The organism is Streptomyces sp. NPDC001668, assembly GCF_042893155.1.
Taxonomy (GTDB): domain Bacteria; phylum Actinomycetota; class Actinomycetes; order Streptomycetales; family Streptomycetaceae; genus Streptomyces.
In genome coordinates, this window is the sequence record NZ_JBIAUQ010000003.1 from 729,857 (window position 1) to 751,668 (window position 21,812).

At 71.1% G+C, this 21,812-nt stretch carries 20 protein-coding genes; 7 read left to right on the forward strand and 13 right to left on the reverse strand.

Annotation, left to right across the window (positions count from 1 at the left end; genetic code table 11):
- Nucleotides 1–18 precede the first annotated feature (18 nt).
- The gene (locus ACFYZ8_RS13035) at nucleotides 19–900 is read right to left on the reverse strand and encodes a hypothetical protein (protein WP_359030099.1); all 882 of its coding nucleotides are present in this window, start codon (nucleotides 898–900) and stop codon (nucleotides 19–21) included.
- A 256-nt stretch (nucleotides 901–1,156) separates the two neighbouring features.
- On the opposite strand from ACFYZ8_RS13035, the gene ACFYZ8_RS13040 reads away from it, so the two are divergent.
- Nucleotides 1,157–2,857 carry a chitinase gene (locus ACFYZ8_RS13040; RefSeq protein ID WP_388534942.1) on the forward strand — a complete coding sequence of 567 codons (1,701 nt, stop codon included), beginning with the start codon at nucleotides 1,157–1,159 and terminating at the stop codon, nucleotides 2,855–2,857.
- A gap of 7 nt (nucleotides 2,858–2,864) precedes the next feature.
- Here ACFYZ8_RS13040 and ACFYZ8_RS13045 read toward each other — a convergent pair whose 3' ends face one another.
- The 5 genes from ACFYZ8_RS13045 to ACFYZ8_RS13065 form a co-directional block, all read right to left on the reverse strand.
- Nucleotides 2,865–3,071: a hypothetical protein gene (locus ACFYZ8_RS13045; RefSeq protein WP_388534944.1), complete on the reverse strand. Its 207-nt coding sequence runs from the start codon at nucleotides 3,069–3,071 to the stop codon at nucleotides 2,865–2,867.
- Between the two features lie 19 nt (nucleotides 3,072–3,090).
- Nucleotides 3,091–4,029, reverse strand: coding sequence for a hypothetical protein (locus tag ACFYZ8_RS13050; protein ID WP_388534946.1), 939 nt, complete (start codon nucleotides 4,027–4,029; stop codon nucleotides 3,091–3,093).
- Between the two features lie 90 nt (nucleotides 4,030–4,119).
- On the reverse strand, nucleotides 4,120–5,430 hold the full coding sequence (locus ACFYZ8_RS13055) for an Nramp family divalent metal transporter (RefSeq protein ID WP_359030095.1): 1,311 nt from the start codon (nucleotides 5,428–5,430) through the stop codon (nucleotides 4,120–4,122).
- Between the two features lie 57 nt (nucleotides 5,431–5,487).
- Nucleotides 5,488–5,868 (reverse strand): ATP-binding protein, encoded by a 381-nt coding sequence (locus tag ACFYZ8_RS13060; RefSeq protein ID WP_388534948.1) that lies wholly within the window; start codon nucleotides 5,866–5,868, stop codon nucleotides 5,488–5,490.
- Nucleotides 5,869–5,908: 40 nt separating this feature from the next.
- Entirely contained in the window at nucleotides 5,909–6,799 is an 891-nt protein-coding gene (locus tag ACFYZ8_RS13065) for an MEDS domain-containing protein (protein WP_359030093.1), read from the reverse strand.
- A 689-nt stretch (nucleotides 6,800–7,488) separates the two neighbouring features.
- Here ACFYZ8_RS13065 and ACFYZ8_RS13070 point away from each other — a divergent pair.
- Nucleotides 7,489–8,838, forward strand: coding sequence for a M14 family metallopeptidase (locus ACFYZ8_RS13070; RefSeq protein ID WP_388534950.1), 1,350 nt, complete (start codon nucleotides 7,489–7,491; stop codon nucleotides 8,836–8,838).
- A 61-nt stretch (nucleotides 8,839–8,899) separates the two neighbouring features.
- Here ACFYZ8_RS13070 and ACFYZ8_RS13075 read toward each other — a convergent pair whose 3' ends face one another.
- The 5 genes from ACFYZ8_RS13075 to ACFYZ8_RS13095 all read right to left on the reverse strand — a co-directional run bounded on the left by ACFYZ8_RS13075 (nucleotide 8,900) and on the right by ACFYZ8_RS13095 (nucleotide 13,365).
- Nucleotides 8,900–9,463, reverse strand: a complete 564-nt coding sequence (locus ACFYZ8_RS13075; RefSeq protein WP_359030091.1) for a hypothetical protein — start codon at nucleotides 9,461–9,463, stop codon at nucleotides 8,900–8,902.
- 83 nt (nucleotides 9,464–9,546) lie between these two features.
- On the reverse strand, nucleotides 9,547–11,019 hold the full coding sequence (locus ACFYZ8_RS13080; protein WP_388534953.1) for a GntP family permease: 1,473 nt from the start codon (nucleotides 11,017–11,019) through the stop codon (nucleotides 9,547–9,549).
- Between the two features lie 122 nt (nucleotides 11,020–11,141).
- Nucleotides 11,142–11,552 carry a RidA family protein gene (locus ACFYZ8_RS13085; protein ID WP_037720011.1) on the reverse strand — a complete coding sequence of 137 codons (411 nt, stop codon included), beginning with the start codon at nucleotides 11,550–11,552 and terminating at the stop codon, nucleotides 11,142–11,144.
- Nucleotides 11,549–12,319, reverse strand: a complete 771-nt coding sequence (locus ACFYZ8_RS13090) for an IclR family transcriptional regulator (protein ID WP_359030089.1) — start codon at nucleotides 12,317–12,319, stop codon at nucleotides 11,549–11,551. Before ACFYZ8_RS13090 ends, ACFYZ8_RS13085 begins: the two co-directional genes overlap by 4 nt.
- Nucleotides 12,316–13,365, reverse strand: coding sequence for a sugar kinase (locus ACFYZ8_RS13095; protein ID WP_388535088.1), 1,050 nt, complete (start codon nucleotides 13,363–13,365; stop codon nucleotides 12,316–12,318). Before ACFYZ8_RS13095 ends, ACFYZ8_RS13090 begins: the two co-directional genes overlap by 4 nt.
- A gap of 159 nt (nucleotides 13,366–13,524) precedes the next feature.
- Between ACFYZ8_RS13095 and ACFYZ8_RS13100 the strand changes: the two genes are divergently transcribed.
- The gene (locus ACFYZ8_RS13100; protein ID WP_388534957.1) at nucleotides 13,525–14,799 is read left to right on the forward strand and encodes an amino acid deaminase; all 1,275 of its coding nucleotides are present in this window, start codon (nucleotides 13,525–13,527) and stop codon (nucleotides 14,797–14,799) included.
- A gap of 26 nt (nucleotides 14,800–14,825) precedes the next feature.
- The gene (locus ACFYZ8_RS13105; protein ID WP_388534960.1) at nucleotides 14,826–16,457 is read left to right on the forward strand and encodes an amidohydrolase family protein; all 1,632 of its coding nucleotides are present in this window, start codon (nucleotides 14,826–14,828) and stop codon (nucleotides 16,455–16,457) included.
- A 7-nt stretch (nucleotides 16,458–16,464) separates the two neighbouring features.
- Here the strand turns inward: ACFYZ8_RS13105 and ACFYZ8_RS13110 are convergent, their stop codons facing one another.
- Nucleotides 16,465–17,397, reverse strand: coding sequence for a serine protease (locus ACFYZ8_RS13110; protein WP_388534962.1), 933 nt, complete (start codon nucleotides 17,395–17,397; stop codon nucleotides 16,465–16,467).
- Nucleotides 17,398–17,928: 531 nt separating this feature from the next.
- A complete protein-coding gene (locus ACFYZ8_RS13115; protein ID WP_388534963.1) occupies nucleotides 17,929–18,603 on the reverse strand; it encodes a hypothetical protein in 675 nt (224 codons plus the stop codon).
- A gap of 126 nt (nucleotides 18,604–18,729) precedes the next feature.
- Here ACFYZ8_RS13115 and ACFYZ8_RS13120 point away from each other — a divergent pair, with 126 nt between their 5' ends.
- The 3 genes from ACFYZ8_RS13120 to ACFYZ8_RS13130 all read left to right on the forward strand — a co-directional run bounded on the left by ACFYZ8_RS13120 (nucleotide 18,730) and on the right by ACFYZ8_RS13130 (nucleotide 21,804).
- Complete coding sequence (locus tag ACFYZ8_RS13120) at nucleotides 18,730–19,941, forward strand: pyridoxal phosphate-dependent aminotransferase (RefSeq protein WP_359030083.1); 1,212 nt, start codon at nucleotides 18,730–18,732, stop codon at nucleotides 19,939–19,941.
- Between the two features lie 84 nt (nucleotides 19,942–20,025).
- On the forward strand, nucleotides 20,026–20,451 hold the full coding sequence (locus tag ACFYZ8_RS13125) for a hypothetical protein (protein ID WP_359030082.1): 426 nt from the start codon (nucleotides 20,026–20,028) through the stop codon (nucleotides 20,449–20,451).
- A 288-nt stretch (nucleotides 20,452–20,739) separates the two neighbouring features.
- On the forward strand, nucleotides 20,740–21,804 hold the full coding sequence (locus ACFYZ8_RS13130) for a hypothetical protein (RefSeq protein WP_388534966.1): 1,065 nt from the start codon (nucleotides 20,740–20,742) through the stop codon (nucleotides 21,802–21,804).
- Nucleotides 21,805–21,812: the final 8 nt, after the last annotated feature.

Below are 21,812 nucleotides of genomic sequence, written 5' to 3' on the forward strand. Positions count from 1 at the left end.
GGCGATCCGGCGTACGGCTCACCCGGCGGGCAGTTGGTGCTGTTCGTACTGAGGAGCGGGTGTCGCGGGTGTGGTGGCCGAGCAGAAGACGCAGCGGTCTCCGATGACGTCGATACCGCACCAGTGACAGATGTTCTGCCGTACCGAGGTGACCAGTTGGTAAAGGACGGACAGGTCGGGCAGGAAGGTGCAGAACTCGATCAGCTTGCCGGTGCCCCACCACTCGGCGGACTCGGCGGGCAGCGGGGTCTCGCGCAGCCCCTGGATCCGCCAGGACTTGGCCAGGGTGCCGGAGACCCAGTCGGACTGGAGCTGGCCGCGGGCGACGAGCATCGAGGTGGCGAACTCCGGCCCCGCGAGCGTGGCGTCCGGGGCGAGCCTGACCAGCTGCGGCTGGGGGTGGGCGAGCACGGCGAACTGACTGCCCGGCACCCATGACTTGGCATGCGACTTGAGGCCGACGGGGACCCGGTCGAGCTTGGCCACCGAGCCGAGGAGCGCGCCCGCGTGGAGGTAGTGGGTGAGCAGCCGGCCCGCCGAGGCGAGGACGCCGGGGCTGAGGTCGCAGGAGGCGAGCTGTCTCAACTGGCGGGCCAGGGCGGCGATCCCGAGAGGCGGCAGTTCGGGACGGAACAGCGCGATCCGGTCGCTCTCCAGGAGGGACCGCACGGTGCGCAGCCGTTGGTCCACCGCGGGCGGCACGGCATGGGAGTAGACGACGATCACATGGCCGTGCTGGTCGATCAGCGTCTGGAGCGCGGCGAGCGAGTGGTCCAGCGGCTGCCGGTCGAGGCCGTCGAGCACGACGGCGGGCAGGGTCCGCTCGTCCTGCGCCGGCAGCGCCATGTCGGCGCCGGTCACTGCGATGGCAGTTGGCACGCGCAGCTCCCCGTATCCCATGCCCGAGGGTCCGACGGATCACTCCGGCGCACCCGGTCGACTTCACTGCGTGACTACCTGAGCACTGTAACCACGGGTCTATGACCGGAGAACAGCGATTCTGTGACTTCCTGACCCGCGCGAGGGATCAAAAGCGGTTGATTACCGCCCAGATGGGGCGCACTTGCCACGTGCGCGGGCCAGAGAAGGGCCCGTTGCGCATCCATCCTCGACGCCCTCCTTGACAGCAGGATTGGTCTGGACCAACTCTCTTGTCATGCCCATACTCAGCAGCAGACGGGCGCGGTTCCGGACCGCGGCCCTCACCGTCGCCCTCGCCCTGGGCGGCGCCCTCGGTGCCGCGGGACCGGCCTCCGCCGCGGACGTCAACAACGCGAAGAACGCCGGCTTCGAGTCCGGCCTGACCGACTGGACCTGTTCCGCGAGCAGCGGTACGACCGTCCCCTCCCCCGTGCACGGCGGCTCGGCCGCGCTGAAGGCGACCCCGGCCGGCCAGGACAACGCGCGGTGCACCCAGACCGTGGCCGTCAAGCCGAACGCGACGTACACCCTGAGTGCCTGGGTGCAGGGCGGCTACGCCTACCTGGGCGCGACCGGCACCGGCACGACGGACGTGTCGACCTGGACCCCGGACTCCGCCTCCTGGAAGCAGCTGACGACCACCTTCACCACGGGCGCCTCGACGACCTCGGTGACGGTGTACACCCACGGCTGGTACGGCCAGGCCGCGTATCTCGCCGACGACGTGTCGGTCTACGGCCCCGACGGGGGCGGCGGGGGTGGCCCTTCCCCCACGGTCCCGGCGGCGCCGGCCGGTCTCACGGTCTCCGGCACGTCCGCCTCGTCCGTCTCCCTGGCCTGGAACCCGGTGTCGGGCGCGACGGGCTACAACGTCTACCGCAACGGAACGAAGGTCACGGCGGTGACCGGGACGTCGGCGACCGTGACGGGGCTGGCCGCGTCGACGTCGTACAGCTTCCAGGTCACGGCGACCAACTCGGCGGGCGAGTCGGTGAAGTCGGCCGCGGTGACGGGGACGACGACCGCCACGCCGGGCAACGGAGGCGGTGCGCTGCCCAAACACGCGGTCACCGGGTACTGGCAGAACTTCAACAACGGGGCGACGGTCCAGAAGCTGTCGGCCGTGCAGTCCCAGTACGACATCATCGCGGTCGCCTTCGCGGACGCGACGACGACTCCGGGTGCCGTGACCTTCACCCTGGACTCGGCCGGGCTCGGCGGGTACACGGTCGACCAGTTCAAGGCGGACATCAAGGCGAAGCAGGCGGCGGGCAAGAAGGTCGTCGTCTCCGTGGGCGGCCAGAACGGCACGGTGTCGGTGAGCGACCCGACATCGGCGGCCAACTTCGCGAACTCGGTGTACGCGCTGATGCAGACGTACGGCTTCGACGGCGTCGACATCGATCTGGAGAACGGTCTCAACGCGACCTACATGTCACAGGCGTTGCGATCGCTCGCGGCAAAGGCGGGGCCGGGTCTGGTGCTCACGATGGCACCTCAGACCATCGACATGCAGTCCACGTCCAACGCCTACTTCCAGACCGCGCTGAACGTGAAGGACATCCTCACGGTCGTCAACATGCAGTACTACAACAGCGGTTCGATGCTGGGTTGCGACGGCAAGGTGTACGCGCAGGGCTCGGTGGACTTCCTGACCGCGCTGGCCTGCATCCAGCTGGAGGGCGGGCTCGCGCCGTCCCAGGTGGGGTTGGGGTTGCCGGCGTCGCCGAGCGGGGCGGGCAGCGGGTATGTCTCGCCGACCGTGGTGAACAACGCGCTGGACTGTCTGACGAAGGGGACGGGGTGCGGCTCCTTCATGCCGTCGAGGACCTATCCCGACCTGCGCGGCGCGATGACCTGGTCGACGAACTGGGACGCGGCGGCGGGCAACGCGTGGTCCGACGCGGTGGGGCCGCACGTGCACGGGCTGCCGTAGCCGGGGGTCAGGGCGCGGCCGGGTTGTCGCCCTGGACGACAGGCATGACCTCCCGGCCCGTGTCCCCGACCGTCGGGGTCGGCTCGTGTCCGCCCGTGCCCTGGAGGGTCACCAGGCCGGAGTGCGGAGGGTCGAAGGCGCGGACCGTTCGGCCGTGGCGCACGATGCTCGTCACGGTCAGGTCGATCGGCGCCGCCTGTGTGTCGCGAACCATCTGCAGTCCGCGTCCACCGTCACGCCAGTGGCCTGTAGTACCCGAGGACCGGTGCCAGCTCGGCGAACCACCGGGCCAGGCTGTCCCGGCTCTTCGCGTCCACGACGCACTCGTAGAAACGGCCGTCGAGGTGCACAACGGCCGTCATCAAGGTCTTGCCGTTGGGGCCGGCCTTGTAGTGGACGCTGCGGATCTCGTGCCAGGGGAACTCGGCGGAGTGACCGTGATCCTCGAAGGCGACGCCCGCGGAGTCGACGACGATGGAGTTGTGCCGGTCGACGGCCATGAACTCGGGGCCCTCGGTGGGCTGTTGCGGGTACGGCGGCGGGGCGGGCCGGCCGTGCTGCGGGTCCGCGTACGGGGGCGGGACCGGCGGACCGAAACCGGGGACCGGGGGCTCGAAGCCGGGGTCGGCGGCAGCGGGAGGAGCCGGGGCGCCCGGCGGGGAGGCGGGGCCCTCTTGAGGTGGCGGCCAGGCGGCCGGAGGCGGAGACGCGGCCGGAGGGGCGGGCCGGCCGTGCTGCGGGGGCGGGACCGGGGGCCCGAAACCGGGGGCCGGGGGCTCGAAGCCGGGGTGGGCGGCAGCGGGAGAAGCCGGGGCGCCCGGCGGGGAGGCGGGGCTCTCTTGAGGCGGCGGCCAGGCGGCCGGAGGCGCAGACGCGGCCGGAGGCGGAGACGCGGCCGGCGGGGCGGGCCGGCCGTGCTGCGGGTCCGCGTACGGGGGCGGGACCGGCGGACCGAAACCGGGGACCGGGAGCTCGAAGCCGGGGTGGGCGGCAGCGGGAGGGGCCGGGGCGCCCGGCGGGGAGGCGGGGCCCTCTTGAGGCGGCGGCGGCCAGGCGGCCGGAGGCGGAGACGCGGCCGGCGGGGCGAGGAGGAAGTCCGCTTCCGCGGGGGCCGGGGCCGGGGCTTCCGGCGGGGCCGGGGGTTGCTGATTCGGGTCCTGTGGCGTGGTCATCTGCGTCGGCCCTCGTCGGTGATGTGGTTCCCGGTGGCCGAGGATATCTCCCCCTACGGAACCCGGCCCTCGCGCCGTAGCGCCCGCGACTCAGAAGAACTCCGACCAGGGCTGGTCCCAGATCTGCTTCACGCACAGGACCAGGAACAGCAGACCCGCGATCGCCAGCATCGCGTTGCTCACCGGTCCGTTGCGCCACTGCCCGGGCGTGCGCGAGGAGTTGAGGAGCCAGAGCAGGGTGCCGGCGAGGAACGGGAGGAAGGCCGCGCCCAGGACGCCGTAGATGATGATCAGGCGGAAGGGTTCGCCCTGGAAGAGCAGGACGATCGGCGGGAAGGTCAGCCACAGCAGATACGCGCGGAACGGCCAGGAACGCTCGCGCGCACCGGAGGCGACCTCCTCGCCCTTCTGCGCGCCCTGGCCCTGGAAGCGTGCGACGAAGTCCGCGAACATCAGGCTCACGCCGTGCCAGACGCCGATCAGCGAGGTGAACGACGTGGCGAAGAAGCCGATGAGGAAGAACTTCGCGGTCGCCGAACCGTACTCGTCCTCCAGGATGTCGCTCAGCTGGATGAGCCCCTTGTCGCCGCTCGCGATCGCCACGTTGGCGCTGTGCAGCAGCTCCGCGCCGACGAAGAGCATGGCGACCACGAAGATCCCGGTGGTGATGTAGGCGACCCGGTTGTCGAGCCGCATCACCTTCATCCAGCCGGTGTCGGTCCACCCCTTGGCGTTGACCCAGTAGCCGTACGCGGCCAGCGTGATCGTGCCGCCGACGCCGCCGATCAGGCCGAGGGTGTTGAGGATGGAGTCGTTCTCGTCGGGCAGGACGGGAAGGAGCCCGGCGAAGGCGTCGGCGAGGTTCGGCGTGACCCGGATCGCGAGATACACCGTCACCACGAACATGACGCCCACCAGGACCGTCATGACTTTCTCGAAGACGGCGTACTTGTTGAACCAGACGAAGACCAGGCCGACAAGACCGCAGGCGACGGCCCACCCTTCGAGGTCCATCACGTCCGGGAACAGCGCCTGGAGCGGCAGCGCGCTGGACGACATCGCCGCCGCGCCGTACACGAAGCCCCAGATCACCACGTAGACCGCGAAGAACCAGGTGGTCCAGCGGCCGAGGCTCGCCCAGCCGTCGAACAGGGTGCGGCCGGTGGACAGATGCCAGCGGCCCGCCGCCTCCGCGAGGGAGATCTTGACCAGGCAGCCGATCACCGCGGCCCACAGCAGGGTGTAGCCGAAGTTGCTGCCCGCGATGAGCGTGGCGACCAGGTCGCCGGCGCCGACGCCGGTCGCGGCGACGACGACTCCGGGGCCGATGTACCGCCAACTGGACTTGCGCGGTACGGAAGTCGCCTCACCGGTCGCTGTGTTGTCCGTGGTGTCCGCCATGAAGGTCAAGAAACCCTAAAGATCGCGCACCGGCAAGAGGGCGTGCGGTGAAGGAAGTCAGCACGCGCCGCAGGTACCCAGTTCGAACCAGACCGTCTTGCCGGGCCCGTCCTGGTGCCGGCCCCAGCGCAGCGCCAGCGCCTCCACCAGGAACATCCCGCGGCCGCTCTCCGCGTTCCGGGCGTCCAGGACCCGCGGGGTGGGGCGGCCGGAGTCGGCGACCTCGCAGCGCAGCAGGCCGTGCGCGGCGGACAGGGTGAGGGTGAAGGGGCTCGCCGAGTGGAGGAGGGCGTTGGTGGCGAGTTCGCTGACGAGCAGCACCGCGGTGTCGACCACGTCGTCGTCCCGCTCCGCGAGCCCCCACCCCTCCAGCTGTCTGCGGACCTCGGCACGGGCCTCGCGCACGGCGGACGGGCGGGGTTCGTACTCGACACTCACGTGTACTACCTGATTCCATACCTGCACCCCACCTGTACGGCTACCCGTACTGCAGTCGTACGGTCGCCCCGTCCCGGTCGTCGCGTACGTCGACGTACGCACACACCTGACGCGCGTACCAGAGCCCCTGCCCCGGTGCCAGGTCGCCGGTGTCCGGCGGTACGAACCCGGCGAGCGGGTCGTCGACGCGCCGGGCCGAACGGAGCTCGCAGACACACCGGGCGCCCTCCCCCCACAGCAGCGCGGTCCCGGTCCGCTGCCCCACGGCCTCCGCCGCCTCGGCGACGGCCGTCCCGAACAGCTCCGCGTCGGCGAGGGCCATTCCCCGGGCCCACGCCCGGTCCCGTACGGTGTCGGCGGCCAGGCCGGTGAGGAGCTCCGCGTCCGGCGGGGGCGGTGCCAGGGGTACGGCGTCCAGCTCGGCGACGAGACGTACGGGCTCCTCGTACACGCCGGTGTCCGGGTGGGCTCGGCGGGCCGCGCCGATGACCGCGGGGCCCGCGGTGCGGGTGTCGTAGGCGCACAGGGCGGTGGTGGCGAGCGGCGCGAACAGCAGGTTCGCGAGCGCCTCGTACCGGATCCACTCCGTGGCCTCACGGGGTGAACGACCCGCCCTGCCGTTCCAGAGGGGCTCCATGAGCAGGTGGACCCGGCCGCCGGGCCCGGCCTGCGCGGCGAGGTAACCGGCGCCCTGCGCCACGGCGTTGGCGGCGGAGCCGGTGTACCAGTCGGCGTGGTCGATGAACGTGACGTGCTTGACGTCGGCGCCGAGGGCGTCCCGGAGGAGGCCGAGGTTGTGGGCGGAGGTGATGGCCGCGGGCGGTGGTTCCTCGGGGGCGTCGAGGCCTTCGGTGAGGAAGGGGAGGGCGGTGGCGAGGAACTGGTCGTCGGTGCCGTACACGGCCATGCGATGGTCGAAGGCGGTGGTCATGGGGAGGCTCCTTCTTTTGCCGCACCTGTCAACGCTGGGCCGTGACCCGCGTCGCGGCACGCGGCCGCGAGGTCGGCGCAGGCCGGCGGCAGGTGTTCGCGGTTGTCGAGGACCAACAGCGCTTTCCGGGCGCGTACATGGGCGACGAGGGCCTCCAGCGGCGGCCTCGCGGAGTGGTCGTGGAGGCCGAGCGCGTCGGCGACGGCGAGCGGGGCCGGCTCCGGATCGCGCAGCCCGGCCAGGTGGACGAAGCGGACTCCGTCGGGGAGGGTGCGTTCGGCACGGGCCGCGATGCGGGCGGCGGCGCGGGACCCGCGGCCTGTTCACGGCGCCGGTCGACGAAACTGGTCGTCTCGACCGGCAGGTGCCCCATGATCAGCCAGTCCTCCGGGGTGTGGTCGGAGATCCCACTGTGCAGGCGGCCCTCACATATATGCACGCACGGCTCACACCCTCGGGTGCACTTCTCCCGGGACCATGTCGCGGCACACCGATCCGCGTACACTGCGCGGCCCTCTTGACCCGGCCATGTCATGCACGGACGATGAGCGGCAGCCCGCACCGGCACACCCGTGCACCCCGCACCGGCACACCCGCACCGGCAGCACGTCGCAGAATTCGCTGAACCACCCCCGCTCCACTCCCCGCTTCCGGAGATCCCGGAATCCCTGGAGAACACAGGAGACTTCATGCGACTTCGCACACGCGGTTCCGGCATCCGCAGTTCAGGCACGCGCGGCGGCACCCGCTACGCCGCCCTCGCCGCCGTTCTGGCCCTCGCCCTCGCCGCCCCGCTCTCCGCGAACGCCGACAGCGCCCCGAAGGCGGCCCCGAGCACCGAGGACATCCGCCAGTACGAGATCCACCAGCACTCGACACCCGTGACCCGTACGGCGATCCAGCAGACGGGCGTGACGGTGGACGAGGCCGACGAGGAGACCGTGGTGGTCTCAGGACGCGCCGACCAGATCAGAAAACTGCGGCAACTCGGCTACCAGGTCTCCGAGTTGGGGACGGCTCCGGACCGGACGGCGCAGGACGAGGCCCGGCTCTACGACTTCCCCACGGCCGACGCGCGCTACCACAACTACGCCGAGATGAACGCCGAGATCGACCAGCGGCTCGCCGCCTACCCGACCATCATGAGCAAGCGGGTCATCGGCACGTCGTACCAGGGCCGGGACATCGTCGCCATCAAGATCAGCGACAACGTGGGGACCGACGAGGCCGAGCCCGAGGTGCTGTTCACCCACCACCAGCACGCCCGTGAGCACCTCACGGTGGAGATGGCGCTGTACCTGCTGCGCGAACTCGGCGCGGGCTACGGCTCCGACTCCCGGATCACCAACATGGTGAACAACCGCGAGATCTGGATCATCCCCGACCTCAACCCGGACGGCGGCGAGTACGACATCGCCACCGGCTCGTACCGCTCCTGGCGCAAGAACCGGCAGCCCAACTCCGGTTCCTCGGCCGTCGGTACCGACCTCAACCGCAACTGGGCCTACCGCTGGGGCTGCTGCGGCGGCTCGTCCGGGTCGACGTCGTCCGAGACCTACCGGGGTCCGGCCGCCGAGTCGGCGCCCGAGGTCAAGGTCGTCGCGAACTTCGTGCGCAGCCGGGTCGTCGGCGGGGTCCAGCAGATCAAGACGAACATCGACTTCCACACGTACAGCGAACTGGTGCTGTGGCCCTACGGGTACACGTACTCCGACACGGCGACCGGGATGACGGCCGACGACAACGCCGTGTTCAAGGCGGTCGGGCAGAAGATGGCCGCGAGCAACGGGTACACGGCGGAGCAGTCGAGCGACCTGTACATCACCGACGGGTCGATCGACGACTATCTCTGGGGCACGCACAAGATCTTCTCGTACACCTTCGAGATGTACCCGACGTCGAGTTCCGGCGGTGGCTTCTACCCGCCCGACGAGGTGATCGAGCGGGAGACGTCCCGGAACCGGGACGCCGTGCTGCAACTGCTGGAGAACTCGGACTGCATGTACCGGTCCATCGGCAAGGAGTCCCAGTACTGCTAGGGGTTGCGGGTGGTGGGGAGCTGCGGGCCGCGAGTGGCCGGTCGCGCAGCTCCCGGCGCCCCTAAGGAGTCTGGTCGGACTCCTCCTCCGCCGTTTCCGACGTCCCGTCCTCGAAGTACGCGTCGAGGACGGCGTCGATCTGTTCGTCCCACTCCGCGAAGCGAGACCTGGACGTGGCCTCGATCTCGATCGGGTACCAGCGGCGGTCGGGCGTGTGCACCGTGATGGTGAACCGCTTGCCGAAGCGCGGGGACTCCGTCTCGACGGCGCCGATCTCGTCCCAGCGGAACTCACAGGCCTGGTCGTCGAGGGAGAGCCGTACGCCCCGGTGGTCGGCGACGATCTTCGCGCGCCGGTCGGAGGCCTCGAAGACGGGGCCTTCGGGGGCCTCCTCCTCGACGGGTCCTTCGGCGGACTCCTCGACGGGCCCTTCGGGGAGCTCCTCGACGGGCCCTTCGGCGTGCTCCTCGCCGGCCTCCTCGACCACCTCCTCCGAAGTCACCTCCGTCTCCTCCGGGACGGACTCCGTCTCGGCGGACCCGGGCGAGGTGAGCCCGGGGATGTAGGCCGGGTCGAATCCGGCGCCTTCCAGGGGCTGGCTGCTCGAACCTATGCGCTGCTCCACAGCGGGCAGTATGGTCGACGATCCTGTGCCGGACACAGCCAGCCCCTACATCGTTATCGGACGCCTACATGGGGCTACCACACCTACACGACCACACTCAGTACGGCGGCCACCACGAACCCCGCCACCGACAGCACCGTCTCCAGGACGGTCCACGTCTTCAGGGTGTCCCGTTCGCTGATGCCGAAGTACTTGGCCACCATCCAGAAGCCCCCGTCGTTGACGTGGGAGGCGAAGATGGAACCGGCCGAGATCGCCATGATGACGAGCGCGACGAAGGCCTGGGAGTGATGGCCCTCGGACAGCAGCGGCGCCACGATGCCGGCCGTCGTCACGATCGCGACCGTCGCCGAGCCCTGGGCGACGCGCAGCACCACCGAGATCAGGTACGACAGCACGATCACCGGCAGGCCGACGTCGTTGAAGGTGTCCGAGAGCGCCTGGGCGACCCCGCTGGCCTTGAGGACCGCGCCGAAGACCCCGCCCGCGCCGACGACGAGCAGGATGTTGCCGACCGGCTTGAGGGAGGCGGTCGACACCGTCTCCAGGGACTTGCGGGACCAGCCGCGGCGGATGCCGAGCAGGTAGTACGCGAGGACCAGGGCGATGGTCAGCGCCACGAAGGGGCTGCCGAAGAACTCGATCACCGAGCGGCCCGTGGAGGGGTCGAGCGCGATCGAGGAGAAGGTGGCGGCGAGGATCAGGACCAGGGGTGTGCCGATGATCCCGAGGACCGTGCCGAGGGGGACGGGGTCCTCGCGCGGTACGACCCCCTGCGCCCGCTGTTCCTCGATGACCGCCTGCCTGGCCTCCGCGGCCGCCTCCACCATGTCCTGCGGTACGGCGACGAAGATACGGCGGCCGATCCACGCGGAGTACGCCCAGGCGGCGAGGACGGCCGGGATTCCGCAGATGACACCCATGAGGATCACCCAGCCGAGGTCCACGTGGAGCAGTCCGGCGGCGGCGACCGGGCCGGGGTGCGGGGGCAGGAAGGCGTGGGTCATGGACAGGCCCGCCAGCAGCGGCAGGCAGTAGAGCAGGATCGACTTGCCGCTGCGCTTGGCCGCCGCGTACACGATCGGCGCGAGGACGAAGATGCCGACGTCGAAGAAGACCGGGATGCCGAAGATGAGACCGGTGAGGCCCATGGCGAGGGGCGCCCGCTTCTCCCCGAAGAGATTCAGCAGCCGGGACGCCAACACCTCGGCGCCGCCGCTGACTTCGAGGATCGCGCCGAGCATGGTGCCGAGGCCGATGATGATCGCGACATGGCCGAGGATGCCGCCCATCCCGGACTCGATGGTGGACACCGCGTCCGACCGCTGGACCGTGCCGAAGAGTTCGGTGACCGACAGGCCCGCGAGCAGGCCGACGGCTATGGAGACGCCGAGCAGGGCGACGAAGGGTTGGAGTCTCGCCTTGATGATCAGGAAGAGCAGCAGGGCGATGCCGATGGCGGCCACGGTCAGCAGGCCCGCGGTGCCGTCGATGAGGAGGAGCAGACCGCCGGTGTGCGGGGGTGTCTCGGCGGTCGCGGCGAGCGGTAGGGACATGGGGGTCCTCTGCGTAAGTACATGGAGCTTTCGGGCAGGGCGGATCGCGGCACGGCGCCCCGGGGGGTGCCGTGCCGTACAGGACGTGCGGAGTTGCGGGAGTCGCGGGAGTCGCGGGAGCGTCAGCCGAGGACGGCGAGCGCGTCGATCTCGATGAGGAGTCCGGCGGGCAGGCCGACGTAGACCGTCGTGCGGGCGGCCGGGGGCGCGGTGAGGCCCTGCTCCTCGAAGTAGGTGTTGTAGATCGAGTTCATCTCGGCGAAGTGGTCCACGTCCGTCAGGTAGACGCGGATCATCATCACGTCGTCCCAGGAGGCGCCGCCCTCCTCCAGGATCGCCTTGACGTTGGCGAGGGTCTGGAGGGTCTGCTCGCGCAGGGTGGGACCGGCGGGCGTCGGGGGCTTGCCCTCCTCGGCCGGCAGGAAGCCGACCTGCCCGGCGACCTGGAGGATGTTGCCCTTCCGCACCCCGTGGGAGAACTTCGCGGGCGGGGTGGTGTGGGTCTTCGGGGTGAGCGCGATCTTGTCCGTCATACGGGGTCCTTGGGGTCCTTTGCTGGTGTTCTGCCGGAGTACTCGCCGCTGATGGCATCGGCCGTACGGCGGACCTGGGGGAGGAGGGTGAGGAGTTCCTCGGCGGTGACGACGACGTTCGGCGCGGAGACCGACATCGCGGCGACGACCTTGCCGTCGGCGCCGCGGACGGGGGCCGCGACGCAGTTGATGGACTCCTCGTGGCCACCGAGGTCGGTGGCCCAGCCCTGTTCGCGCACCCGCTCCAACTCCTTGAGGAAGGCGGGGGCGTTGGGTGTCGAACGGGCCGTGTACAGGGGGTATTCGAGCTTGTCCGCGAGGGCGCGCCGCTCGGCCTCGGGCAGATCGGCGAGCAACAGCTTGGCGACCGCGGCGACGGTGATGGCGACCGGTTTGCCGATCCGCGAGTACATCCGCACCGGGTAGCGGCTCTCGACCTTGTCGATGTACAGCACCTCGCCCTCCTCGTACACGGCGAGGTGGACGGTGTGCCCGCACTGCTCGTTCAGCCGTACGAGGTGGGGGTGGGCGATCTCGCGGATGTCGAGGTTCTCCATCGCCTCCTGGGCGAGGGCGATGAGCCGGGCGCCGAGGCGGTAGCGCTGGTCGGACTGGCGGTAGACCATGCCGTGTTCGTGGAGGGTGCGAAGGAGGCGCAGCGCGGTGGACTTGTGGACGCCGAGGCGGTCGGCGACCTGGCCGAGGTCGGCGGGGCCCTCGGCGAGCAGCGGCAGGATGCTGAGTGCTCGGTCGACGGTCTGGCTCATGGGGTGCGTACCTCCTCCGGGGCCCTGTCGGCTTGCGTCCAGCCGGGGCCGAGTCGAAGTGTCCCCCACGTGCCGTCTCCGACGGCCGCGAGGCGGTCGGCGTGTGCGCGGGAGGGGGGTGCGGCGAGGTCTCCGGGGGCGGTGAGAGCGGCTGCGGCCCAGAGATGACCGTGCCGGAGACGGTCCCGGAGAGGCAGTTCGCGCAGGGTCGCGGAGAGGAACCCGGCGGCGAAGGCGTCACCGGCGCCGGTGGTGGCAACGACGTCCACGTCCAAGGCAGGGGCGAACGTGACCGACCCCAGGGGCGCGGGGCTGCATCGATGTGCCGCTCCGCCGCGGGGCGCGACCAGCCCGCCACTGCCCGCAGCCGAAACGAATGCCGTAGCCCCCACCGCCCCCCGTTTCACCACCAGCACCGAAGGCTCGGGCAACACCGCCCGAACAGCCGCCGGCCCGCCCACGACCCCCCACACCTCCTCCGCCTCGTCCTCCCCCACGAACACGATGTCGGCCCGCCGGGCCAGCTCCAGCAGCACCCGCGGACCATCCGCGTCCCGCCACAACCCGGCCCGGTGATTGACGTCGAAGGAGACCAGGGGACGTTCAGGTCCGGGAGCCGTCAGCTCACGCAGCAACGACAGACACGTGTCCGACAAGGCGGCCGTGATCCCCGACAGATGCAACACCCGCCCCGCCCGCACCGCCGACAGGTCCACGTTCTCGACCGACATCGCCGAAGCGGCCGACCCCGCCCGGTAGTAGGCGACCTCGTGCCCGTCCGAGCCCCGGTCCCCCGCCGTGCGGAAGTACACCCCCGTGGGCCGCGAAGAATCACGACCGACCGCCGAGACATCGACCCCGTACCCCCCGATCGCCTCGACCAGGTGATCCCCGAACCCGTCGGCCCCGACCCGGCTGACCCACCGCACCGCGAAGCCGGCGGCAGCCAGCCCGCACGCCACGTTCGACTCCGCCCCACCGATCGCCCGGTCGAAGGACGGCACGTCGGCGAGCCGGCCGGGCCGGCTGGGCAGGAACGTGACCATGGACTCGCCGAGCGCGACGACGTCCACGGCGTCGGGGGCATTCACGATGGCCGTTGCTCCTTCATTGACCCAACCTTGGCGTGGATGTTAGACAGCAGTACGCGATATACGCAATGAACGTTGCACACACTGCAACGGACCCGTTTCCAGGGAGGTCCCGTGTCCGGTACCGAAGCGCTCGCCCGCCTCGCGGAGGACCGCGTCGACCACCGCTTCAAGGGCCTGCCCCCGGACGCGGACGGCCTGACCGTCGCCGAGCTGACCGCCCAGCGCCGCAACCTCTTCACCGACGGCTTCACGACCCCCGTCCTCGCCCTCTCCGCCGAGCGCCTGGACCACAACCTCCGGCTCATGGAGACGTACGCCGCCCGCCACGGCCTCGCCTTCGCCCCGCACGGCAAGACGACCATGGCCCCCCAGCTCTTCCGGCGGCAGATCGAGCACGGCGCCTGGGGCATCACCCTGGCCGTCCCCCACCAGGTGCGGGTCGCGCGGGCGTACGGCGTCCAGCGGGTCTTCCTCGCCAACGAACTCGTGGACCCCGCGGCCCTGCGCTGGATCGCCGGGGAACTCGCGGACGACGCGGACTTCCGCTTCCTCTGCTACGTCGACTCCGTCCGCGGGGTCGAGCTGATGGACGCGGCCCTGCGAGGCACCTCCCGCCCCCTGGACGTCGTCGTCGAACTCGCCGCCGGTGAGGGCGCCCGCACCGGTGTCCGTACGGAGGCGGAGTGCGCGGCCGTCGCCGACGCGGTCGCGGCCACCGGGACGCTACGGCTCGTCGGCGTCGCCGGGTACGAGGGCGAGGTCCCCGGGGCGAACCCGGAGCGCGTCCACGCGTGGCTGCGCCGGCTCGTCGCCCTGGCCGCCGACTTCGACAAGGCGGGCCGGTTCGCCGAGGCCGGACCCGACGGGATCGTGATCAGCGCCGGTGGCAGCGCCTGGTTCGACGCGGTCGCCGACGTCTTCGCCGAGATCCCCGAACTCTCCCGCCCGGTCCTGAAGTTGCTCCGCTCCGGCGCCTACGTCTCGCACGACGACGGCCACTACCGCAAGGTGACCCCCTTCAACCGGGTCCCCGAGGAGGGCGCCCTGGAGCCCGCGTTCCGCCTGTGGACACAGGTCGTCTCCCGGCCCTCCCCCGACCAGGCCTTCACCAACGCGGGCAAGCGGGACGCGGCCTACGACCTCGACCTGCCCTTCCCCCAGGTGATCCGCAGGGACGGCACCGAGCGCCCGGCCACCGGCATCGAGGTGACCGCCCTCTCCGACCAGCACGCCTGGCTGCGCACGGCCCCCGGGACCGACCTGGAGGTCGGCGACTGGCTGGGCCTCGGCCTCTCCCACCCGTGCACGTCCTTCGACAAGTGGCAGCTGATCCCGGTGGCGGAGGCCGACGGGACGGTCGTCGCGTACATCCGTACGTTCTTCTAGAAGCTTCCAGGAGCGGGAGGTCCGGCATGGAAGAGCTCGTCATCCGGGACGCGGACGTCGTCGACGGCAGCGGCGCCCCCTCGTACCGCGCCGACGTGGTCGTCGACGGCGGCCGGATCGTCTCGATCGTCAAGGAGGCCGCCGACGCGGGCTGCCAGCGCCCCAAGGCCCGCCGGGAGCTGGACGCCGAAGGCCTCGTCCTCTCCCCCGGCTTCATCGACATGCACGCCCACAGCGACCTCGCCCTCCTGCGCGACCCGGACCACAGCGCCAAGGCCGCGCAGGGGGTCACGCTCGAAGTGCTGGGCCAGGACGGGCTGTCGTACGCCCCGGTCGACGACCGCACCCTGGAGGAGGTCCGCCGCGCCATCGCGGGGTGGAACGGCCACGGCGACGACATCGACTTCGACTGGCGGTCGGTGGGTGAGTACCTGGACCGCCTCGACCGCGGGATCGCCGTCAACGCGGCCTATCTGATCCCCCAGGGCACGGTCCGCGCGCTCGTCGTCGGCTGGGAGGACCGCGAGGCGACCGCGCAAGAGCTGGAGCGGATGCGCGAGCTGGTCGCGGAGGGCATGGAACAGGGCGCGCTCGGCATGTCGTCGGGCCTGACCTACACGCCCGGCATGTACGCCAAGGACGCCGAACTGACCGAGCTGTGCCGGGTGGTGGCCGCGTACGGCGGCTACTACTGCCCGCACCACCGCTCCTACGGGGCGGGCGCCCTCGATGCGTACGAGGAGATGGTCGCCCTGGCCCGGGAGGCCGGCTGCGCCCTCCATCTCGCCCACGCCACCATGAACTTCGGCGTGAACAAGGGCCGGGCACCGGAGCTGCTCGCCCTCCTGGACGAGGCACTGGCGGCGGGTGCCGACATCAGCCTGGACACCTACCCCTACACGCCCGGCTCCACGACCCTCGCGGCCCTGCTGCCGAGCTGGGCGGGCGAGGGCGGCCCCGAGGCGCTCCTGAAGCGGCTGGCGGACGACGACACGGCCGAGCGGATCCGCCACCACCTGGAGGAGACCGGCGCCGACGGCTGCCACGGCGTGCCCGTCGACTGGGACACCGTCGAGATCTCGGGCGTCGGCGACCCGTCCTTCGCGGACCTCGTCGGCCGTACGGTCGCGGAGTCGGCCCGCGCACGGGGCGAGAGCCCCTGGACGACGGCCCGCCGCCTCCTGCTCGCCGACCGGCTGGCCCCGTCGATCCTCCAGCACGTCGGCCACGAGGAGAACGTCCGCCGGATCATGCGCCACCCGGTCCACACCGGCGGCTCCGACGGCATCCTTCAGGGCGCGAAGCCGCATCCGCGGGCGTACGGCACGTTCCCGAGGTATCTCGGCACGTATGTGCGGGAGTTGGGGGTCCTGACCCTGGAGGAGTGCGTGGCCCACCTCACCTCGCGCCCGGCGTCCAGGCTGCGCCTGCCGGACCGGGGCCTGGTCAAGGAGGGGTACCGGGCGGACCTGGTCCTCTTCGACCCGCGGACGGTGGCTCCGGGGTCGACGTTCGAGGACCCGCGCAGGCTGCCGACGGGCATTCCGCACGTCCTGGTCGACGGCCGGTTCGTGATCGAGGACGGCCTGCGCACCGATGTGCTGGCGGGCAGGGCGGTCCGTCGCAGTCCCGTGCAACGGAACACCCGCCACCGCTAGGGGCGTGCTACGGCTTGGGCAGGGTGCAACCGCTCGCGTTCAGGTTCAGCTGGTTGCCCGTCGTGAAGCAGGCCGGGATGTTGTAGATCTCCTGGGCGTAGTTGATGCCCTCGCGGACGGTGACGTTGCCGTTCGCGTCGACCTCGCACGGGTTGTTCTCCGTGCAGCGCTCGCCGTCCTCGTTGCCGGTGTTGTTGACGGCGACGACCTTGCCGGTGGCCTGGTCGATGACGGGCGAGCCCGAGGTGCCGCCGATGGTCTGGCAGGCGGAGGTGTAGCGGACCGAGTCCTTCCAGGTCCAGTCGCCCTCCTTCAGGCGGTACGCGAACCCGTCGATGTTGCAGTTGTAGAGCGTCTTCCAGTAACCGGAGGCCACGGTGATGGCGGTCCCGGCGGTCGGGTGCGTGTCCTGCACGGTGAGCGCGGAGATGCCGTACGCGCTCTTGATCGACGCGTAGGTGGAGGTGAGCTGGTAGATCGACACGTCCGTGTCAGTCATCGTGCCGTAGGCGAGCTTGCTGGCGCGCAGTGTGGCGACCTTGGTGCCGGAGGAGTTGAGCAGTCCGAAGGTCCGGCTGGAGGCCTGGTTGGTGAGCACCTCGCCCGGCTCGGGGAAGCCGGTGGTGAGGCAGTGGCCGTTGCTGAGCACCAGCGCCGGGTCGGTGTCCGCGGAGTTGGGGAAGCGGATGACCGAGCCGGAGCAGTTGCTGAGCGAGACGGTCCCGGCGAGGGTCACGGCCTTGAGCTGGGGCGACGGTGCCGTGAGCTGGGACAGGGCGGAGGTGGTGGACGTGACCGCGTCGTGGAGCACGGAGGTGACCGTGTCCGTGCCGGCGGCCTTGCCCACGCCCGAGGCCGTGGGTTCGGCCGCGACCGCGGGTGCCGTACCCATCCCGGCGAAGGCCAGGATGCTGAGTGCGGCGACGAGAGGCTTTCTCATGTGGGGGTCCCCTCTTGCGACTTGGGCGGCCGGAAATCTTCCGGCCGCCCGCGATTTTGTCATGCACATTGTGAAGAGGGGTGGGTGATTGGGCAAGAAGCTGTGCCGGGCTCGCGCCCTTGGTCCGGCGCGGAGGGGTGACCGGCGGCCGGTACGCGGCGCGGGTGTCGACACACGGAGGCGACCACCCGCCACACCGCCTCGCCCGACTAGGTCAACTTACCCACCCGGACGGCTACTTGGGGCCCTTCGCGGCCCCCTGTCCGCGCCCCTTGCCGACGGAGTTGCCCGGGCCGGCGGCGGAAGCGGAGGTGGAGAGGTGCAGGCGGGGCTCACCGAGGCCGCGGGCGCGGGGCGCGGGGCGCGATGGCGGAGACCCCGGCCGGACGGCTACTTGGGGCCCTTCGTAGCGCCGTGTCCGCGGCCCTTGCCGACGGAGTTGCCCGGGCCGGCGGCGGAAGCGGAGGTGGAGAGGTGCAGGCGGGGCTCACCGGGACCGCGGGCGCGGCGGCGGAGACCCCAGCCCGACGGCTACCTGGGGCCCTTCGTAGCCCCCTGTCCACGCCCCTTGCCGGCGGAGTTGCCCGGGCCAGCGGTGGAGGCGGGGGGCGAGGTGGGAGTGGCCGGGGCCGCGGGCGCGGTGGCGGAGACCCCGGCCGACGGGCGTCCGGTCGTCTGCGGTGCCGCGGACGCGGACGTGGCCGCCGACGCTTCTGCGCCGGGCGCGGCAGTGCCGGAGCCCGGCGCCGCGGAGGCCGACGCCTCGGGGGCCGCCGACCGGGTGGCCGACGCGGGGTCCGTGGCGTCGCTCGTCCCGGCGGAGGCCGAAGGGGTGCCGTGCCCCTGGTCCTGCGCGGGCTTCGAGGAGGAGCCCGACAGGGACAGCCCCGCGATCAGGGCCACCGCCGACACCGCCCCCACGGCTCCCACGGCCACGACCACCCGGCGTGAGCGCGGGCCGCCCCGTCCACGTCCACCCCTTCCGCGGGCGGCCCGGCGCCGGGCCGCCCGACCGGCGTAACCGGGGTCGGCGGGATCCGGGCCGCCCGGTTCCTCGACCCGGGGCAGTTCGGCCGTCGCGTCGTACACGCTCTGCCAGCCGTGCGCCGCCGCAGGATCCGTGTACTCCTCGTACGCCGGGGCCGGTGCGGGCTGCGGCTGATACACGTTCGGCGCCCCTGACTCGTATTCGACTGGCCTCGACATGGCGACGGATTGTAGAGACGGATGAGGCAGGTGGGACAGCCACCGGCGATAACGGCCCAAACCGCCGCGTCTCAAGTGGCGGAAAACACGGACCGTCTCGCGTTACCGGGCCGTAAGCTCCCAGACATGCAGGTGATCCAGTCGACCAAGCTCGCCAATGTCTGTTACGAGATCCGGGGCCCGGTTCTCGAGGAGGCGATGCGCCTGGAAGCGGCCGGGCACCGCATCCTCAAGCTGAACACGGGCAACCCCGCGGCCTTCGGGTTCGAGGCACCGCCCGAGATCCTGGAGGACGTCCTGCGGAACGTGTCGACGGCCCACGGGTACGGCGACGCGAAGGGGCTGCTGGCCGCGCGCCGGGCCGTCGTCATGCACAACCAGACCATCGGCATCGAGACCGACGTCGAGCACGTCTTCATCGGCAACGGCGTCTCCGAGCTGATCGTGATGGCGATGCAGGGCCTGCTGGACGACGGCGACGAGGTGCTGGTCCCGGCCCCCGACTACCCGCTGTGGACGGCCGCCGTGTCGCTGTCCGGCGGCACCGCCGTCCACTACCGCTGCGACGAGCAGTCCGACTGGATGCCCGACCTCGCGGACGTGGAGCGGAAGGTCACCGACCGCACCAAGGCGATCGTCATCATCAACCCCAACAACCCCACGGGCGCGGTCTACGACGACGCCATGCTCAAGGGGCTGACCGACATCGCCCGCCGGCACAACCTGCTGGTCTGCTCGGACGAGATCTACGACAAGATCCTTTACGACGGCGCCACGCACACCCCGACGGCGTCGATCGCCCCGGATCTGCTCACCCTCACCTTCAACGGCATGTCGAAGGCGTACCGGGTGGCCGGGTACCGGGTGGGCTGGATGTCGATCTCCGGCCCCCGCGCGCACGCCGACTCCTACATCGAGGGCCTGACCGTCCTGGCCAACATGCGCCTGTGCGCGAACATGCCGGGCCAGCACGGGGTGGTCGCCGCGCTCAGCGGACGCCAGTCGATCAAGGACCTGGTCCTGCCCGGCGGGCGGCTCGTCGAGCAGCGGGACGTGGCGTACGAGCTGCTGACCCAGATCCCGGGCGTGAGCTGCGTGAAGCCGAAGGGGGCGCTGTACCTCTTCCCCCGGCTCGACCCCAAGGTCTTCAAGATCAAGGACGACCGGCGGATGGTCCTGGACCTGCTGCGCCAGGAGAAGATCATGGTCGTCCAGGGCTCCGGCTTCAACTGGCCCGAGCCCGACCACTTCCGGGTGGTGACTCTCCCGACCGTCGGGGACCTGCGGGACGCGGTGGGGCGGATCGGGAACTTCCTGGACGGCTACGGGCAGCCGTAGACCTCCGATCCGGTTTTTTGACTCGCTCAACTTTAGACGAAATCTAAGCTAGGATGGTTTCCTGACAGCACCGGAGGCCATCCCATGTACGAGCCGATCCGCACCAAGTCGGTCCACTCCACGATGGCCGACGCCCCCACCGACTTCCCCCACCGCACCCGTGAGGAAGAGCTCGACATCCAGCTCGCGGGTCATCTCGCCGCGCTGCTCGCCGTCACGGACGAACTGCGCGCCCTGGCGCCCTCCGCCGACCTGGACACCGCGGCCGAGCGGCTCGCCGAGCAGGTGGCGCGGCTGCGGGGCTCGGGCGCACCGGCTCGCGCGTCCCTGACCTCCGTCACCTCGGCACCCCACCTCGCCGACCTGCACCGCCGCGCCCACGCGGTGGCCGGGCGCGCGCTGCTCGTGGCGGCGTCCCGCGCGGACACGGCGGCGGCGATCCTGGCGGCGGAGCGGATGGACGCGCACAGCGCCGCGCTGGCCGACCCCCGCGAACTCGCCGCTCACTGAGCCGTACGGCTCCCCCGATCGGCCCCGGTCCGCGCGCATCGACCGCGACGTGCGGACCGGGTGCCATGGCACTGCGTTCGCTTGAGCAGGGCGCCTGTTCGCCGTAGGGGTTGCTGAGGTTTTGCGGGCGCGGCTTCGTGGCGGCTTGTCGCGCCCCTGCGGCGGAGCCGCATATCGATACAGCCCCGCGCCCCCAAAACCTCGGCCGTGTCGATCCGGGACCGGCACTACACCTGCTGTTCACCCTGGTTGCCCAGGAACTTACCGTTCCGGGAGCACGCTCCCGGCGTGAGACGAATCGTAGGGATCGTCCTCGCGGTTCTGCTGATCGGCGGCGTGGTGGCAGCCGTCGTGGCGGGCCGGGAAGCGGACGACAAGGGCACGGCAACGAAGACCGTGCGTGGAGTGATCGGGTCGGAGAAGGCGGAGTTCTTCGAAGATCCCGACGTGGTGAAGGCCCTCGCCGCCAAGGGCTACACCGTGAAGGCCGAGACCTCCGGGTCCTGGGCCATGGAGGGGCTGGACCTGGGCGGGTACGACTTCGCCTTCCCGTCCAGCCAGGCGCCGGCCGCCGAGCTCGCCGCGAAGTACAAGGTACGGGGGACCCTCCCCCGCCCCTTCTACTCGCCCCTCGTCGTCGTGGCGCACAAGAGCGCCGCCGGGGTCCTCGCGGGCAACGGCCTGGCCACGCTGGACGCGGAGCACCGCGGCACGCTGAAGATGGCGGCCTACATCGACGCGGCCCGCGCGGACCGGACCTGGCAGCAGCTCGAGGGAGCCGGCAAGTACGGGGAGTTGACCGGCACCCTCTACCTCTCCAGCACCGACCCGGAGACCTCCAACTCCGGCGCCCTCTACCTCGCCGCCGCCTCCTATGTGGCCAACGGCGGCAAGGTCGTCGCGAGTGACGCGGAGGTCGGGAAGACCACTCCGCTGCTGCACAAGCTCGTCAGCGTGCAGGGAGCCCAGCAGTCCAGCACGGACGCGGCCTTCCGGGACTTCGTCAGCGGCGCCGGCAACCCGCTCGTCCTGGTCTACGAGTCCCAGGTCGCCTCGCTCCTCGCGGACGGGCAGCACCCAGACGACCTGGTCGTCCTCTACCCGGACACCACGGTCAACAGCGACCACACGGTCGTACCGCTGACCGACGACGGCTGGGCGCTCGCCGAACTCCTCTCCACCGAACCGCGGTTGCGGAAGCTGGAGGTCCGGCACGGGTTCCGGCCGCAGGGCGAGGCCACCGAGTTCGCCTCGGCCACCACCTATCTCAAGCAGGAACTGACCGGCGTCCGCCAGGCGCCCGTGCCCACCTCCGCGGTGCTGCACGAGCTGGCGCGACGGGCGCGCGGATAACGGGGGGC